The organism is Hungatella sp., assembly GCF_046966825.1.
This window is the reverse complement of record NZ_JBKVCZ010000036.1, coordinates 1-16,439: the sequence shown is the minus strand read 5'-3', so window position 1 is coordinate 16,439 and position 16,439 is coordinate 1. Positions and strand designations below refer to the sequence as shown.

Here is a 16,439-nt window from a genome sequence, read left to right as displayed (position 1 = left end):
TATCACTTCAATTCTTTTTTAATGTTATGCAGTCCGCACAAGTGCACAAATGCACTTTCAATCATTTTGTAATCCGAATCTCTGGCTGCCGGTCTTGCAACCACTACGATGTCTAATCCAGTCTCAATCTCTGCTCTGTTTAACCGAAAACTCTCTCTTATCAATCTTGTCACACGATGTCTTACAACACTGTTTCCAACTTTTTTACTAACGGATATTCCGATTCTCGTCTCCTGCTCGTCCCTGCGAATCACATACATCACCAACAATTTGTTGGCGTAAGATTTCCCGGTCCTGTAAACCACCTGAAAATCACTGTTTTTTTTAATCGAATGAAAACGTTTCATGCATGCTCCCTATCCAATGCAAATTCCTGCGCCGAGCACAAACGGAGCGTATAAAAAAGGCCACAATCACTTGCGGCCTGATTCATTAAGCTGATAATTTCGCTCTTCCTTTTGCTCTTCTTGCGGCTAACACTTTTCTTCCGCCTGGGCTGCTCATTCTAGCTCTGAATCCATGAACTCTCGCTCTCTGTCTCTTCTTAGGCTGAAATGTCATTTTCATAATGCGGGCACCTCCTCTTTTATAATAACTTATTTGCATAAGCATATTAAGACTATTCTAATTAAACATCCACCCAATTATATAGAAAAAATCCTGTGAAGTCAAGGAAAACTTGCAAAAATAGGGACAGCTTTTTTGCCATCCCTATAATATGTATGTCTTATGAAATTTAACAACTATATTTAGTATTTTATCACCAGCTATTTTACAACCTTCAATAAAACCTTTCCAATCAATGCCACCAAAACAGCCGCAGCAATGGCCTCCGGAATTCCCGATGCCGTCACTGTTCCGAGTACCAGACCCCAAACTGCGTCGATTGCCACACTCTTTGCCGCCGCATACTCCTTTGCCAGAAGAAAATAAATACTTCCCATGACAAACACCGTATTCGTCATCGCACCGGCAAAACCCGTAATCGGCAGCGCAATCATGGTGTTTACCTTACATTTTTTCAGAAGTATCCACAGCCACCCGGATATCAGTCCAATCAAAATTCTGCATCCCACGGAAATCCATACCGCCTTCGCCGCTCCCTGAATTCCCGTCATACTCATAAATGGGGAAAACGCAAACGACAACAAAGTGGGAGCCGTGGTATTGCTTATCATGGAACAGATGCCAAATACTCCTCCCAGAATACTCCCCGCCAATGGCCCCAGCAAAATAGCGCCCAAAATCACGGGAATGTGTACAGTTGTTGCCTTAATCACCGGCAATTGAATCATGCCAAGCGGCGTGTTCGCCAATAAAATCACAATGGCCGCCATAAGTGCAACACTGGTTAACCAACGAGTGTCCCTTACTCTCTTATTCATTTTTCTACCTCCTGCTACTGTTCTTTAAAAAAAGATACAATGCAATATTCGTTACGTTTGGATTATATAGAAATCAACAGCCCGCGTCAATAAAAATCACCAAAAATGTTAATTTACATAATGTTATCCCCAATTTGTTGATAACTTGTGGATAACTATATGGAAAACCGTGTGCATTTCCACAGCCTTCTGCAAAAAAACATTTATAATTCAAAGTTTTTCCCCTGTGAATAACTGGTATTCCATAAATTCTTAACCTGTGAATAACTAGTCCCAACTGTGATTATTCCACAGTTATCCAGTCTCTCTTCACATGTTTTTCACATACTTATCCACATTGCCATTGAAAATTCCTTAGAATTAGTATAAAATAGAATTTAGATTGGGTTAATGTGCCTGTTAACCATTTAACAAGATTAGGAGACTGATTATGCTCGAGCAATTGATAGAAAAATGGGACGATATCCTTCTTTATTTAAAAGAAGAACATGATATTTCCAATGTGTCCTTCACCACCTGGCTGCTTCCCCTCAAGGTTTCTTCCCTGGAGGGCAACACCCTGGAAGTCATCGTTCCGGACGCCAATTTCTTATCTTATCTGAAAAGAAAATATACACTTTTATTAAAAGTATCCATAGAAGAAGTAACGGGAATCACCTGTGATGTCAATTTCATTCTGGAGGAAGACACGAAAGCCAGACAGTCAAAACAGCTGATTCAGACGAAACAGGAATATGTCAGTCCAACGGCCTTGCAGAATGCGAACTTAAACCCAAGGTATACCTTTGATACCTTCGTCGTAGGCGCCAACAACAATCTGGCACACGCGGCATCCCTTGCTGTGGCGGAATCTCCTGGTGAAATCTACAACCCGCTGTTTATCTATGGAGGCGTGGGACTTGGCAAGACCCATTTGATGCATTCCATCGCTCATTTTATATTAAAGAATAATCCGGCGGCGAAGATTTTATACGTTACTTCCGAAAAATTCACCAATGAGCTGATTGACGCCATCCGTAACAAAAACAATATTTCCACCACGGAATTCCGGGAAAAATACCGCAACAACGATGTTCTGTTAATCGATGATATCCAGTTTATCATCGGTAAAGAGAGTACGCAGGAAGAATTTTTCCATACCTTCAACGCGCTGCATGAAGCCAAAAAGCAGATTATCATCTCCTCGGATAAACCTCCGAAAGAGATTGAGACTCTGGAAGAACGTCTCCGTTCCCGTTTCGAGTGGGGCCTTACGGTGGACATCCAGTCTCCAAATTACGAGACCCGAATGGCCATTCTCCGCAAAAAAGAAGAACTGGAAGGCTACAACATTGACAACGAAGTAATCAAATACATTGCCACCAACATCAAGTCCAACATCCGTGAATTGGAAGGCGCCCTGACGAAAATCGTAGCTCTTTCCAAGCTTGACAACAACAAGGAGATTAATATCGCGCTGGCCGAAGAAGCCCTAAAAGATATTATCTCACCGGACAGCAAAAAAGAAGTAACACCGGAATTGATTATACAGGTGGTAGCGGACCATTTTGGAATCACCCCTCTCGACATCTCTTCCCAGAAGAGAAACAAAGAAGTGGTATTCCCAAGACAGATTGTCATGTATCTCTGCCAGAACATGACCGACGCGTCCCTTCAGGTAATAGGCAAATATCTGGGAGGCCGCGACCATACTACCATTATTCACGGCCGCGAAAAGATTGCCGCCGAGCTGGAAACCAATGAAAGCCTGTCTAACACCATCGATATTTTAAAGAAAAAGATAAGTCCGCAGTAGAAAACGGCGTCTGATGTTTCCACTGCGGAAAACTATGTGGACAAAGTGTTGGTTTTATGTGGATAATCAGCCCTCGATTTCAGGCCAATTTGACATTTTGGATAACACTCCGGTTATTCAAAATAATTCTGAGGCTTATCCACATGCTTTTGTACAAGCGCTCCACGTTGCAGGTTCGGGCTTTTCAAGGCTTTTACACAAATTAACAGCCCCTACTACGAATGCTACGGAATTTACTTATATATTTATCTAAAGCAACCCTCAAAAAAACATAAAGGAGTTATCAACAACTATGAAGCTACTATTTAAAAAAGACGACTTATTGAATGGCATTAATATTGTATTAAAAGCAGTTCCATCTAAGACCACCATGTCGATTCTGGAATGTATCTTAATCAATGCTACTGACAATCAGATAAAATTAACAGCCAATGATATGGAACTTGGCATTGAAACTACCGTAGAAGGAACCATCGAAACCAGAGGAAAAATCGCACTGGATGCCAAACTTCTCTCTGAGATTATCCGTAAATTATCCGGTGGAGATTCTCCGATTGTGATTGAATCAGACGAGAAATTCAACACTACCATCACTTGTGAGAATTCTATCTTCCATATTCAGGGAAAAGATGGGGATGAATTTTCCTATCTTCCTTACATTGAAAGAGAGAACTATATCAGTCTGTCCCAGTTTACATTAAAAGAAGTTATCAGACAGACGATCTTCTCCATCTCTGTCAATGACAGCAACAAGATGATGACCGGTGAACTTTTTGAAGTGAAAGGCAACGAATTAAAGGTCGTTTCCCTTGACGGACACCGGATGTCTATCAGAAAAATTATATTAAAAGATAATTATCAGGATATAAAAGTCATCGTTCCTGGCAAGACTCTAGGTGAAATCAGTAAAATTCTGGGTGGCGACAATGAAAAAGAAGTTCTCATCTTCTTCAGCAAGAACCACATTTTGTTTGAATTTGACAACACCGTAGTGGTTTCCCGCCTGATTGAGGGAGAGTATTTCCGCATTGACCAGATGTTATCCAGTGATTATGAGACGAAAGTGACCGTAAACAAGCGGGAATTCCTTGACTGTATCGACAGAGCCAGCATTTTGATTCGGGAAAATGATAAAAAACCTATCATTATCAATATTTTAGACCATGTGATGGAATTAAAATTAAATTCCAGCTTTGGTTCCATGAACGCGAAAGTGCTGATTCATAAATCAGGAAAAGATATTATGATTGGATTCAACCCCAAATTCCTCATCGATGCCCTTCGAATTATTGACGATGAAGAAATTGATTTATACATGATGAATCCAAAATCCCCATGCTTTATCAAGGATGCGGAGGAGCAGTACATTTATCTGATTCTTCCTGTCAACTTTAACGCGGCCACTGTGTAAAGCAGGTAATTTAACTAGTTAACATAATAAGTTGACATAAAATATGTCAAAGACAGAAGGACATTTTCATGCAGGAAATCAAATTAAGAGATGAGTATATCAAACTTGGCCAGGCTCTGAAGGCTGCCAATCTGGTGGAATCCGGGGTCGATGCCAAGTTTGCTATTGAAGACGGTCTGGTAAAGGTCAACGGTGAGGTGGAATACCAGAGAGGTAAAAAATTACGAGATGGCGATGTTGTGACTTTTGATGGGGAAAGTATCCAGATTAAATCATGATGAACATGACTGATGTCATAAACGTGTAAAGAAGGATATCATAAAATCCATGATTATTGAATCGATTGAGCTTAAGAATTACAGAAATTACGACGAATTACATATGGATTTTAATCAGGGAACCAATATTCTGTATGGGGACAATGCCCAGGGAAAGACCAATATCCTGGAAGCCATCTATGTATGCTGCACCACCAAGTCCCACCGGGGCAGCAAGGACAGGGAGATGATACAGTTTGAGCGGGATGAATCTCATATCAAGCTGACTATCAGAAAGAACGACGTTCCTTACCGGATTGATATGCATTTAAAGAAAAGCAGAGCCAAAGGCGTGGCCATCAATGGGATTCCCATCAGGAAGGCCAGTGAGTTGTTTGGCATTGTCAATGTCGTGTTCTTTTCACCGGAGGATTTGAACCTGATTAAAAATGGACCGGCAGAGAGAAGACGATTTGTTGATTTAGAGTTATGTCAACTAAATAAGTTATATGTCCACGCGCTGGTGCAGTACAACAAAGTGATTGCGCAGAGAAACAAGTTGTTAAAAGAATTGATGTTCCGGCCTGAATATGAGGAAACCCTCGATATATGGGATATGCAGCTGGTCCAATATGGAAAAGAAATCATCCGTTATCGTTATGAATTTATCAATCAGTTGAATGACATGCTTTTGGAGATTCATAAACAGCTATCAGGTGATAAAGAAGAGCTGCATCTTGTATATGAGCCGAATACCCAGATTCAGGATTTTGAAGCCACATTAAAGAAAAGCCGTAATCAGGATATCAAACAGAAGACAACACTGGTGGGACCTCATCGGGATGATATCAGTTTTATCATCAACGAGATTGATATCCGCAAATTTGGTTCCCAGGGACAGCAGAGAACAGCGGCTTTATCGCTGAAACTGGCAGAGATAGAACTGGTTAAAAAACTGGTACATGATTATCCCATACTTTTACTGGATGATGTATTGTCGGAGCTTGACAGCAGCAGACAAGACCACCTGTTATCAGGAATTAATCATATACAGACCATGATTACCTGTACGGGGCTGGATGATTTTGTCAATCACCGGTTTCAGATTGACAAGATATTCCGGGTGATTGACGGGACGGTAATCAATGAAAATTAAATTTAGGGAAATGCAAGGAGGAGACTTATGAGTGCTGAGTACGGAGCAGACCAAATACAAATATTAGAGGGCTTAGAGGCCGTTCGGAAAAGACCCGGTATGTATATCGGCAGTACCTCATCGAGAGGTCTTCATCATTTAGTATATGAGATTGTCGATAATGCGGTTGATGAGGCTCTGGCAGGATTCTGTACGGAGATTGATGTTCAGATTAATGAGGATAATTCCATTACCGTTCACGATAATGGTCGTGGTATTCCGGTTGGAATTCAGAAAAAAGCGGGAATTCCCGCGGTAGAAGTGGTATTTACGATTCTTCATGCCGGTGGAAAGTTTGGCGGTGGGGGATACAAGGTATCCGGCGGCCTCCACGGCGTGGGTGCATCCGTTGTAAATGCACTGTCAGAATGGCTGGAGGTCAGAATTTATACCGACGGCAAAGTATATCAGCAGCGCTATGAGAGAGGAAAAGTAAAATATCCTCTGAAAGTGATTGCGGAGTGCGATCCGGCAAAACACGGAACAGAAGTGACCTTCCTTCCGGACAGAGAAATATTCGAAGAGACGGAATATGATTTTGATGTGTTAAAAGTGCGCCTTCGTGAGACCGCATTTCTTACAAAGGCACTGAAAATTACCCTCAGAGATGACAGGGAAGAGAAGAAAGAAAAGACATTCCACTATGAGGGCGGTATCAAGGAGTTTGTGTCCTACTTAAACAAGGGGAAAGCTCCGCTCTATGACAGCGTTATTTACTGTGAAGGTACAAAAGAAGGTGTCTACGTGGAAGTAGCCATGCAGCACAATGATTCCTATACAGAAAATATTTATACCTTTGTAAACAACATTAATACGCCGGAGGGTGGTACTCACCTGACTGGTTTTAAAAATGCACTGACGAAAACTTTTAACGACTATGCAAGAAGCAACAAACTGTTAAAAGAAAATGAGTCAAGTTTGAGTGGCGAAGATATCCGGGAAGGTCTCACGGCGATTATCAGTGTCAAGATTGAGGACCCGCAGTTTGAGGGACAGACAAAACAGAAGCTGGGAACCAGTGAAGCGAGAGTTGCTGTTGACAACATTGTCAGCGAGCAGCTGACCTACTATCTGGAGCAGAATCCGAGTGTGGCGAAAGCCATGTGTGAAAAATCCATTCTGGCCCAGAGAGCCAGAGCGGCCGCCAGAAAGGCGAGAGATTTAACGAGAAGAAAGACAGCTTTGGAAGGTATGGCACTTCCTGGAAAACTGGCAGACTGTTCCAGCAAGGATGCCGAAAAATGCGAAATCTATATCGTTGAGGGAGATTCCGCCGGTGGTTCCGCCAAGACAGCCCGTTCCAGAGAGACACAGGCTATTCTTCCTCTTCGTGGTAAAATCCTGAATGTGGAGAAGGCCAGACTTGACAGGATATACGGCAATGCGGAGATTAAAGCCATGATTACCGCTTTTGGTACCGGTATTCACGATGATTTTGATATTACGAAACTGCGTTATCACAAGATTATCATCATGACCGATGCCGATGTGGATGGCGCTCATATCAGCACCCTGCTTTTGACCTTCCTGTATCGTTTTATGCCGGAGTTAATCAAACAGGGATATGTATATCTGGCCCAGCCGCCGTTATACAAGCTGGAAAGAAATAAAAAAGTATGGTACGCGTACAGCGATGATGAATTAAACTCCATCCTGAAAGAGATAGGACGTGACAATAATAATAAGATTCAGCGGTACAAAGGACTTGGTGAGATGGATGCCGAACAGCTCTGGGAGACAACCATGGACCCGGAACGCCGAATTCTGCTTCGCGTGAATATGGACGAAGATGTAGCTTCAGAGCTTGACTTAACCTTCACCACCCTGATGGGTGACCAGGTAGAGCCAAGACGTGAATTCATCGAGGCAAATGCGAAATATGTACAGAATCTGGATATTTAATGCGTGACTGAATGGAGGAAACTATGGAACCAAATATTTTTGATAAAGTTCATGACATAGACTTGAAGAAAACAATGGAGAAATCCTACATTGACTATGCCATGAGTGTAATTGCATCCCGCGCCCTGCCGGATGTCAGAGACGGTTTGAAGCCGGTGCAACGTCGTGTACTGTTTTCTATGATTGAGTTGAACAACGGTCCGGATAAGCCACATCGTAAGTGTGCCCGTATCGTCGGTGATACCATGGGTAAATACCATCCACATGGCGACAGTTCTATCTATGGCGCTCTGGTTAACATGGCCCAGGAATGGTCCACCAGATATCCGCTTGTGGATGGTCACGGCAACTTCGGTTCCGTGGACGGCGACGGCGCGGCAGCCATGCGATATACCGAGGCCCGTTTGAGCAAGATTTCCATGGAAATGTTGGCCGATATCGGAAAAGATACCGTAGATTTTGTTCCCAACTTTGATGAGACGGAGAAGGAGCCAACCGTTCTCCCGTCCAGATACCCGAACCTGCTTGTCAACGGAACCTCCGGTATCGCCGTAGGTATGGCAACCAACATTCCGCCACATAACCTGCGGGAAGTGATAGAAGCCGTTGTCAAAATTATTGACAATTACGTGGAAGAGAACCGGGAGACCAGCATCGAGGAAATCCTGGAGATTGTCAAAGGACCTGATTTCCCAACAGGAGCCACCATTCTTGGCAAGATGGGAATCGAGGAAGCATACCGGACAGGCCGCGGCAAAATCCGTGTGCGTGCGGTAACCAATATTGAGGCGATGCCCAATGGCAAGAACCGCATTATCGTAACGGAGCTTCCTTACATGGTGAACAAAGCCCGTCTGATCGAGAAGATCGCGGAGCTTGTAAAGGAAAAACGAATTGACGGTATCACAGATTTGAGAGACGAGTCCGACAGAACCGGTATGAGAATCTGCATTGAACTCCGCCGTGATGTCAATGCCAACGTCATTTTAAATCAGTTATTAAAACATACCCAGCTTCAGGATACCTTTGGTGTCATCATGCTGGCTTTGGTTAACAACGAGCCGCGGGTGCTGAATATCTGCCAGATGCTCAAATATTATCTGGAGCACCAGAAAGAAGTTGTCACCAGAAGAACCAAATACGATTTAAATAAGGCGGAGGAGCGGGCTCATATCTTAAAAGGCTTGCTGATTGCCCTTGACAATATTGATGAGGTTATCAAGATTATCCGTGGTTCCAAGAATGTACAGGCGGCCAAGGAAGAATTGATTAACCGCTTCGGTCTCACCGATGCCCAGGCCCAGGCCATTGTAGATATGCGTCTGCGTGCGTTGACAGGTCTGGAACGTGAGAAGCTGGAGAACGAATACAGAGAGCTGGAGATTAAAATTGCCGATTTGAAAGCAATTCTTGCAGATGAACACCGCCTGTTAGGCGTCATCAAAGAAGAAATCATCATGATATCCGACAAATACGGTGACGACAGAAGAACAGCCATCGGATTTGACGAGTTTGACATGTCCATGGAGGATTTGATTCCTGACGAGGACACCATTGTTGCTATGACAAATCTTGGATATATCAAGAGAATGTCTGTGGATAACTTTAAGAGTCAGAACCGCGGCGGCAAGGGTATCAAGGGAATGCAGACCATCGAGGAAGATTTCATCGAAGATTTGATTATGACCACCACGCATCACTATATCATGTTCTTTACGAATACGGGACGTGTATACCGGTTAAAGACCTATATGATTCCGGAAGCCGGAAGAACGGCAAGAGGAACGGCTATCGTCAACCTGCTTCAGTTGCTGCCTGGTGAGAAGATAACCGCCATCATTCCGATGAAGGAATACCATGAGGATAAATATCTGTTCATGGCGACCAAGAACGGTATGGTGAAGAAAACCCCGATGAAGGAATATGAGAATGTCCGCAAGAATGGTCTTCAGGCCATTGTGCTGAGAGAGGACGACGAGTTAATCGAGGTAAAAGCCACCGACAATACAAAAGATATCTTCCTGGTGACAAAGAAAGGCCAGTGTATCCGTTTCCATGAGACGGATGTCCGGGTGACAGGCCGTGTCTCCATGGGTGTTATCGGTATGAAGTTCGATGAGGGCGACCAGGTTATCGGCATGCAGATGGATTCCCAGGGCGAATGCCTGCTGGTAGTTTCAGCTAACGGTATGGGCAAGAGAACACCAATTGAAGAGTTTACCCCGCAGTACCGTGGTGGTAAGGGCGTGCGCTGTTACAAGATTGTCGATAAGACCGGTGATCTGGTAGGAGCAAAACTGGTTCATGACGACCATGATATCATGCTGATTACCACGGAAGGAATCATCATCCGGATGTCTGTCAGCGATATTTCCGTGATTGGGCGTAACACGTCCGGTGTAAAACTGATGAATATTGACCATGATTCCGATATCTCCGTTGCCAGCGTTGCTAAGGTAAGGGGAAGCAGCAACAACAGCGAGTCCGAGCCGGTCATCGAAGAGGAATCTGAGGAAGCGGAATCATCCGAAGAGTCAGGTGCAGACAATATTAACGACAATTTAACAGAATAATTGATAGAAATCCCTTATAATATAGACTATAAGTAAAAGGGAGTAGCCACCAAAAAGTGGATTCTTATGCGACAGTCCCGATTAGAGATAATCCGCAGAGAATTGAAATGGCAAGACTTTTATTGCAGAGAACATCTGTGATAGGAGTCTTGCTTTTTTTATAGATTAAAAAGGAGGATAAGGGATGGAATTTTTGTTGGATGGAATTTTGTCAGTGACCTGGCAGCAGTTATTGATGTATGGAGTTGGAATTTTGTTAATATGGCTGGCTGTGAAAAAAGAATATGAACCGGCTTTACTGCTGCCGATGGGGTTCGGGGCGATATTGGTGAACTTACCGTTGACAGGTGTTATCAATCAGACACTGTCGGGTGTAGGAGAAGTAAATGGAATCATTGAGTGGCTGTTTGATGTTGGAATAGAGGCGTCAGAAGCGCTGCCTATTTTGTTATTTATCGGAATCGGGGCCATGATTGATTTTGGGCCGCTGCTTTCCCAGCCTGTTATGTTTCTATTTGGCGCCGCGGCTCAGTTTGGTATCTTTTTTGCTATCTGTGCGGCGACTTTGATGGGATTTGATTTGACAGATGCCGCATCGATCGGTATTATCGGCGCTGCCGATGGACCTACCTCTATTCTGGTGTCACAGATACTGCACTCCAAATATGTGGGAGCCATAGCGGTAGCCGCTTACTCCTACATGGCGCTGGTGCCGATTGTGCAGCCATTTGCCATCCGGCTGGTCACTACAAAAAAAGAGCGTCAGATATCAATGGAGTATAAACCGGGCAATGTATCAAAATCTATGAGAATCGCATTTCCAATTGTAGTGACTATGATTGTGGGGATGATAGCGCCCATGTCCGTTGCCCTTGTCGGTTTTCTGATGTTCGGCAACCTGCTCAGGGAATGCGGCGTCCTGGAAAATCTCTCTGACACTGCCCAGCACACGCTGGCCAATCTGATTACACTGCTGCTTGGAATCACCATATCTTTCAGCATGAGAGCTGATGTCTTTGTTGAGATGGATACACTGATGATTATGGCAATTGGTCTGCTGGCGTTTGTATTTGATACCATCGGTGGTGTCCTGTTCGCCAAGTTCTTAAATTTGTTTTTGAAAGTAAAAATGAACCCGATGATAGGCGCCGCCGGCATTTCCGCCTTCCCTATGTCTGCCAGAGTAGTTCAGAAAATGGCTCAGAAGGAGAAGCCGGGAAACATTATTTTGATGCATGCGGTTGGAGCTAACGTATCTGGGCAGATAGCATCAGTGGTTGCAGGAGGATTGATTATCAGTTTGGTGAGCAGTTTCTTGTAGAAAATATGACAGGTAAAGGAGATATGTATGATGTGGAATAATTTTTTAATCTCTCTTGAGATCATGGGAAAAGGCATGAGTGGAATTTTTGCCGCGTTAATTATTATCATGCTCAGTGTATGGTTGATGGGAAAACTGTTAAAATAATGAGCATATTTGTGGATAAAAGAGTCCCGGAGAAGAAAAACTGTTGATTTCTCCTCCGGGACTCTTTCTTTTATTCCAGATTCAGCTTTTTGCTCATCACAAAATTGGTGATGAAATAGAAAATTACACTGGTAACAATTGAGAATATAATGGCAAACCACATATAGGAACTGAGGAACGAGCTGTAAAAATTGGTGTTCACAGCATTTGTCCGAATCAGTGTGCTGGTGAAGGAGTATCCAAAAGCAATCATCACCACGGTACAGATAATCTGCATTACCGTATAGATGCCGAGATAGGACAAGATAGCTCCCATGATTTTGTGTTTGCCAAACAAATGACCGATAGCAATCGATGCATAAAACATCAATGGACTGCTGAAGGTACCAATTATGATACAGGCAATCATAAAGGAGGCATATTCACCCATTGTCATGCCAAGTGTCATATTAAAATCTGTCAACATTTCCGGCCATGGTATCTGCGGCATATGTCCTACCAGGAATAACAGGAATGATAAAAATACCAGGAGATAGACAACTAACTGCCAGAAGATAGCAATTATCAATTTGGAGGCAATCAGTGTATTGGCTTTGACAGGCAGTGTATGGGTCAAATAAGCCTGTTCGCCGACCATGGTTTTATAAAAATCACTGACAATAAACACAAAGGTCATGATAAAAAATGCCACGATATAAATAAAATAGAGTACTAAAAATATTACGGATGAAACCACCATAAATTCGTTGGTGTCACTGACATAGCTGTCATTGTAAAGGGCCGACATAATTCCAACTTCAAATAAAATCTTAGCCAGAATACTGACAATCACAAATCCTAAAATCATCGGGAGAAAGGTTCTGGCTGTCGCTTGAAAATCTTTCTTTAATAGTTTTGTTAACATCTGAATACCTCCCTGAATAATTCATCTACGGATTTCTGATACTGGGTGCGGATTTCATCCACAGAAGATATCATCTCAACTTTTCCATTCTTTAAGAAGATAACGTCATCCAGAACCTGCTCGATATCGTAGATTAAGTGGGTTGAGATGACAATGGAGCCTTCTTCATTATAGTTGGTCAGTATGGTGTTGAGAATATAATCTCTGGCGGCCGGGTCCACCCCGCCAATTGGTTCATCCAGAAGATATAGGCTGGCCTTGCGGCTCATGACCAGAACCAGCTGCACCTTCTCTTTGGTACCTTTTGACATGGTCTTAAACTTGGTGTCCGGCTTGATATCCAGTCTCTCCAGCATCTCATAGGCCTTATTTTTGTCAAAATCAGAATAGAAATCGTTAAAACAGTCTATCAGCTGGGATACCTTCATCCAGTTGCTCAAATAATTTTTGTCAGGCAGATAAGATACAATTGCCTTTGATTCCGGGCCGATGGGCAGTCCTGCAACGGATAAATTTCCTTCATCCGGAACCAGCAATCCATTGGCAAGTTTGATTAAAGTGGATTTTCCACTTCCATTTGGTCCTAACAGCCCTATAATTCTTCCGGGCGCCACTTGAAAACTGACATCAGATAGTGCTTTGGTAGAACCGAACCATTTGCTTACATGGTTACATTCCAGAACAGGTGTCATGATTTCATCTCCTTTATGGTTTCTTGTAGTAATATAGTTGTCTCTTCAGGCTCAAAGCCAAGCTGCTCTAAGGCTTTCAATAAATCCTTAATCTTTTCTTTTGCAATATCTTCTTTTAATGTTTGTATCATCCCAGCATCCTCCGTTATATATCGCCCAGATGTTCGTTGTGAATAGATAAGGCCACTTCGCTCCAATTCTGAGAGTGCTTTCTGCATGGTATTGGGATTCACTGCCGCCTCGGCAGCCAGGTCCCGTACGGATGGAAGTCTGCTTCCAGTCGGATAGACACCTGATATAATCAACATGCGGATCTGCTCCAGTAATTGGGTATAAATTGGCCGGTCGTGCTCAAACTGCCATGCCATATGTTACACCTCCTGTATTATTGTATTACTGTTATAATACAGTTATATACCATTGGAAAGGATTTGTCAAGGTTTTTACTTGCTTTCATATGATGAATCCATTATGATAAGAAAAGAAGAGCATTACCTAAGGAGGAGAACAGGGTGAGAGCAGTCAGTACGGAAGACATTACGGCAAATATAAAAGAGATGTGTATCGAAGCCAATCACTATCTCTCGGATGATATGGCCTGTGTATTTGAGCGGGCGGTGGAGGAAGAACAGTCGCCGCTGGGAAGACAGGTCCTGGGACAATTAAAAGAAAATCTGGCGATTGCCGGGGAAGATATGATACCGATCTGTCAGGATACGGGAATGGCGGTTGTATTTATAAAAGTGGGACAGGAAGTACATATAGAAGGTGGCAGTTTATCCGAAGCCATTCATGAAGGAGTCCGCCAGGGATACCGGGAAGGTTATCTTCGAAAATCCGTAGTGCGTGACCCGATTGACAGAGTCAATACCAATGACAACACACCGGCTGTGATACATTATGAGATTGTGGAGGGAGACCAGGTAGATATCACTGTGGCTCCCAAAGGATTTGGAAGTGAAAATATGAGCCGCGTATTCATGCTGAAACCGGCGGATGGATTGGAAGGTGTGAAGGAAGCCATTTTGACTGCGGTAAAAGATGCAGGTCCAAACGCGTGCCCGCCTATGATAGTGGGAGTGGGAATTGGTGGGACCTTTGAAAAATGTGCAGTCATGGCCAAGCATGCGCTGACCAGAAATCTGGAAGAAAAGCCGTCCGTGCCTTATGTCCGGGAACTGGAAGAGGAAATGCTGGAAAAGATTAACCGTCTTGGTATCGGACCGGGAGGACTTGGAGGAACTGTCACAGCGCTTGCTGTCAATATTGAGACATATCCGACCCATATAGCCGGTCTTCCGGTAGCCGTCAACATCTGCTGTCATGTCAATCGTCATATTCACAGAGTATTATAGAGACAAAATTTAGAGATAAAATGCGGAAAGAAGGAATGGTTATGGACAGATATATGAATACACCATTTAGCAGAGAAGAAGCAGAATCTTTAAGAGCCGGAGATTATGTGTATCTCACAGGTACCATATACAGTGCAAGAGATGCGGCTCACAAGAGAATGCAGGAGACGCTGGACAGGGGGGAAGAGCTGCCTTTTGATTTGAAAGACAATGTGATTTATTATCTCGGACCCACACCGGCCAGAGAAGGACGCCCTATCGGCTCCGCCGGGCCTACCACATCCAGCCGGATGGATAAGTATACGCCGGCGCTGCTGGATTTGGGACTTCGTGGAATGGTGGGAAAGGGAAAGAGAAGTCCGGAAGTCATAGAAGCCATCATTAGAAACAAAAGTGTGTATTTCGCAGCGGTAGGAGGAGCCGGAGCCATCCTGTCAAAAAGAATTCTCTCCAGTGAAGTGATTGCCTATGATGATTTGGGAACCGAGGCAATCCGCAAAATGCAGGTAAAAGATTTTCCTGTCATTGTGGTGATTGATACCGAGGGCAATAATCTGTATGAGACAGCCATATTAGAATATCAAAAATAATGGTGATTAGATAATACGGATTGGATGGAGGAAATCATGAATCGAATTGTATATATGGTAATCAGGCATTTGTTCCAGGCGCCCATATGGTTCTTTCACATTGATAAAATGGGAAAACAGAAAGAACGCTATTCGTTACAGGAGCGATATGACTATATCAGAAAGATGGTAAAGAAGATCAATGTAGGGGGCAGGGTGGATGTCCGGGGATATGGAGCGGAGAATCTTCCAAAAGAAGACGGCTTTATTCTGTTTCCAAATCATCAGGGATTGTTTGATATGCTAGCTATCATTGATACCTGTCCCAAGCCCATGAGTGTGGTGATTAAGAAAGAAGCGGAAAACTGGGTGCTGGTAAAACAGGTTCTGGCCGCTCTGGATGGAATCTCCATGGACCGTTCCGATATCAAAGCTTCGCTAAAAGTTATCAACCAGATGTCGGAGCGTGTAAAGCTGGGCGGAAATTTTGTCATATTTCCGGAAGGAACCAGAAGCCGTGACGAGAATAACATCCTGGATTTCAAAGCCGGCACCTTTAAAAGTGCAGTCAATGCCCGCTGTCCCATCGTGCCGGTGGCGCTGATTAACAGTTTCAAACCCTTTGATATCTCTTCTATTAAGAAAGAACAGGTGCAGGTCCATTATTTGGACCCCATCTATCCGGAACAATATATGGGGTTAAAAACGAAAGAGATAGCAGATATTGTACATAACAGAATCCAGGAAAAAATTAACAGCAATCTAGGTTAATTTCTGATAAAATATTTGTTGACATTTCAATTTTTCTCTAGTATAATTGTCAATGCGTCTGAAAACAGAGATGTTTTATGAAGCAATCATATGGAATTTAAGAACTACGGAGAAATACTCAAGAGGCCGAAGAGGCGCCCCTGCTAAGGGTGTAGGTCGGGC

16 protein-coding genes are annotated in these 16,439 nt (G+C 43.4%); 10 read left to right on the top strand and 6 right to left on the bottom strand.

The features are described 5' to 3' along the window. Window positions 1–2 precede the first annotated feature (2 nt). The 3 genes from rnpA to ACLTD4_RS13315 form a co-directional block, all read right to left on the bottom strand. Window positions 3–347 (bottom strand): ribonuclease P protein component, encoded by a 345-nt coding sequence (gene rnpA / locus ACLTD4_RS13325; protein ID WP_006778077.1) that lies wholly within the window; start codon window positions 345–347, stop codon window positions 3–5. Window positions 348–432: 85 nt separating this feature from the next. Continuing rightward, entirely contained in the window at window positions 433–567 is a 135-nt protein-coding gene (gene rpmH / locus ACLTD4_RS13320) for a 50S ribosomal protein L34 (protein WP_006778076.1), read from the bottom strand. Between the two features lie 200 nt (window positions 568–767). Next, window positions 768–1,385, bottom strand: coding sequence for an ECF transporter S component (locus ACLTD4_RS13315; RefSeq protein WP_006778075.1), 618 nt, complete (start codon window positions 1,383–1,385; stop codon window positions 768–770). A 430-nt stretch (window positions 1,386–1,815) separates the two neighbouring features. Between ACLTD4_RS13315 and dnaA the strand changes: the two genes are divergently transcribed. The 7 genes from dnaA to ACLTD4_RS13280 all read left to right on the top strand — a co-directional run bounded on the left by dnaA (window position 1,816) and on the right by ACLTD4_RS13280 (window position 11,839). Continuing rightward, window positions 1,816–3,180, top strand: coding sequence for a chromosomal replication initiator protein DnaA (gene dnaA / locus ACLTD4_RS13310; RefSeq protein WP_006778074.1), 1,365 nt, complete (start codon window positions 1,816–1,818; stop codon window positions 3,178–3,180). 292 nt (window positions 3,181–3,472) lie between these two features. After that, on the top strand, window positions 3,473–4,591 hold the full coding sequence (gene dnaN, locus ACLTD4_RS13305; protein ID WP_006778073.1) for a DNA polymerase III subunit beta: 1,119 nt from the start codon (window positions 3,473–3,475) through the stop codon (window positions 4,589–4,591). A 68-nt stretch (window positions 4,592–4,659) separates the two neighbouring features. Beyond that, window positions 4,660–4,869 carry an RNA-binding S4 domain-containing protein gene (locus ACLTD4_RS13300; RefSeq protein WP_006778072.1) on the top strand — a complete coding sequence of 70 codons (210 nt, stop codon included), beginning with the start codon at window positions 4,660–4,662 and terminating at the stop codon, window positions 4,867–4,869. 49 nt (window positions 4,870–4,918) lie between these two features. Next, window positions 4,919–6,004 carry a DNA replication/repair protein RecF gene (gene recF / locus ACLTD4_RS13295; RefSeq protein WP_006778071.1) on the top strand — a complete coding sequence of 362 codons (1,086 nt, stop codon included), beginning with the start codon at window positions 4,919–4,921 and terminating at the stop codon, window positions 6,002–6,004. A gap of 27 nt (window positions 6,005–6,031) precedes the next feature. Next, window positions 6,032–7,945: a DNA topoisomerase (ATP-hydrolyzing) subunit B gene (gyrB, locus tag ACLTD4_RS13290; protein ID WP_006778070.1), complete on the top strand. Its 1,914-nt coding sequence runs from the start codon at window positions 6,032–6,034 to the stop codon at window positions 7,943–7,945. 23 nt (window positions 7,946–7,968) lie between these two features. Further along, a complete protein-coding gene (gene gyrA / locus ACLTD4_RS13285) occupies window positions 7,969–10,518 on the top strand; it encodes a DNA gyrase subunit A (RefSeq protein ID WP_006778069.1) in 2,550 nt (849 codons plus the stop codon). A gap of 184 nt (window positions 10,519–10,702) precedes the next feature. Beyond that, complete coding sequence (locus ACLTD4_RS13280; RefSeq protein ID WP_006778068.1) at window positions 10,703–11,839, top strand: sodium ion-translocating decarboxylase subunit beta; 1,137 nt, start codon at window positions 10,703–10,705, stop codon at window positions 11,837–11,839. 217 nt (window positions 11,840–12,056) lie between these two features. On the opposite strand, the gene ACLTD4_RS13275 is transcribed toward ACLTD4_RS13280, so the two are convergent. From ACLTD4_RS13275 to ACLTD4_RS13265, 3 genes are read right to left on the bottom strand one after another with little or no spacing between them, the layout of a single operon-like run. Continuing rightward, window positions 12,057–12,890, bottom strand: a complete 834-nt coding sequence (locus tag ACLTD4_RS13275) for a hypothetical protein (RefSeq protein ID WP_006778066.1) — start codon at window positions 12,888–12,890, stop codon at window positions 12,057–12,059. Continuing rightward, a complete protein-coding gene (locus tag ACLTD4_RS13270) occupies window positions 12,884–13,582 on the bottom strand; it encodes an ABC transporter ATP-binding protein (protein ID WP_006778065.1) in 699 nt (232 codons plus the stop codon). Before ACLTD4_RS13270 ends, ACLTD4_RS13275 begins: the two co-directional genes overlap by 7 nt. Then, window positions 13,579–13,950 carry a GntR family transcriptional regulator gene (locus ACLTD4_RS13265; RefSeq protein WP_006778064.1) on the bottom strand — a complete coding sequence of 124 codons (372 nt, stop codon included), beginning with the start codon at window positions 13,948–13,950 and terminating at the stop codon, window positions 13,579–13,581. The genes ACLTD4_RS13270 and ACLTD4_RS13265 overlap by 4 nt, the downstream gene beginning before the upstream one ends. A 144-nt stretch (window positions 13,951–14,094) precedes the next feature. Here ACLTD4_RS13265 and ACLTD4_RS13260 point away from each other — a divergent pair, with 144 nt between their 5' ends. The 3 genes from ACLTD4_RS13260 to ACLTD4_RS13250 are packed head-to-tail and all read left to right on the top strand — an operon-like array spanning window position 14,095 to window position 16,277. Further along, window positions 14,095–14,937 (top strand): fumarate hydratase, encoded by an 843-nt coding sequence (locus tag ACLTD4_RS13260; protein WP_006778063.1) that lies wholly within the window; start codon window positions 14,095–14,097, stop codon window positions 14,935–14,937. Between the two features lie 41 nt (window positions 14,938–14,978). After that, window positions 14,979–15,527 carry a Fe-S-containing hydro-lyase gene (locus tag ACLTD4_RS13255; RefSeq protein ID WP_006778062.1) on the top strand — a complete coding sequence of 183 codons (549 nt, stop codon included), beginning with the start codon at window positions 14,979–14,981 and terminating at the stop codon, window positions 15,525–15,527. A gap of 36 nt (window positions 15,528–15,563) precedes the next feature. Then, complete coding sequence (locus ACLTD4_RS13250; protein WP_006778061.1) at window positions 15,564–16,277, top strand: lysophospholipid acyltransferase family protein; 714 nt, start codon at window positions 15,564–15,566, stop codon at window positions 16,275–16,277. Window positions 16,278–16,439 lie beyond the last annotated feature (162 nt).

Coding starts and splice junctions, on each gene's coding strand:
- ACLTD4_RS13255 (WP_006778062.1), top strand. CDS start 14,979: ATGGACAGATATATGAATACACCATTTAGCAGAGAAGAAGCAGAATCT.
- ACLTD4_RS13250 (WP_006778061.1), top strand. CDS start 15,564: ATGAATCGAATTGTATATATGGTAATCAGGCATTTGTTCCAGGCGCCC.
- rnpA (WP_006778077.1), bottom strand. CDS start 347: ATGAAACGTTTTCATTCGATTAAAAAAAACAGTGATTTTCAGGTGGTT.
- rpmH (WP_006778076.1), bottom strand. CDS start 567: ATGAAAATGACATTTCAGCCTAAGAAGAGACAGAGAGCGAGAGTTCAT.
- dnaA (WP_006778074.1), top strand. CDS start 1,816: ATGCTCGAGCAATTGATAGAAAAATGGGACGATATCCTTCTTTATTTA.
- ACLTD4_RS13300 (WP_006778072.1), top strand. CDS start 4,660: ATGCAGGAAATCAAATTAAGAGATGAGTATATCAAACTTGGCCAGGCT.
- ACLTD4_RS13315 (WP_006778075.1), bottom strand. CDS start 1,385: ATGAATAAGAGAGTAAGGGACACTCGTTGGTTAACCAGTGTTGCACTT.
- dnaN (WP_006778073.1), top strand. CDS start 3,473: ATGAAGCTACTATTTAAAAAAGACGACTTATTGAATGGCATTAATATT.
- recF (WP_006778071.1), top strand. CDS start 4,919: ATGATTATTGAATCGATTGAGCTTAAGAATTACAGAAATTACGACGAA.
- ACLTD4_RS13280 (WP_006778068.1), top strand. CDS start 10,703: ATGGAATTTTTGTTGGATGGAATTTTGTCAGTGACCTGGCAGCAGTTA.
- ACLTD4_RS13275 (WP_006778066.1), bottom strand. CDS start 12,890: ATGTTAACAAAACTATTAAAGAAAGATTTTCAAGCGACAGCCAGAACC.
- gyrB (WP_006778070.1), top strand. CDS start 6,032: ATGAGTGCTGAGTACGGAGCAGACCAAATACAAATATTAGAGGGCTTA.
- ACLTD4_RS13265 (WP_006778064.1), bottom strand. CDS start 13,950: ATGGCATGGCAGTTTGAGCACGACCGGCCAATTTATACCCAATTACTG.
- ACLTD4_RS13270 (WP_006778065.1), bottom strand. CDS start 13,582: ATGACACCTGTTCTGGAATGTAACCATGTAAGCAAATGGTTCGGTTCT.
- gyrA (WP_006778069.1), top strand. CDS start 7,969: ATGGAACCAAATATTTTTGATAAAGTTCATGACATAGACTTGAAGAAA.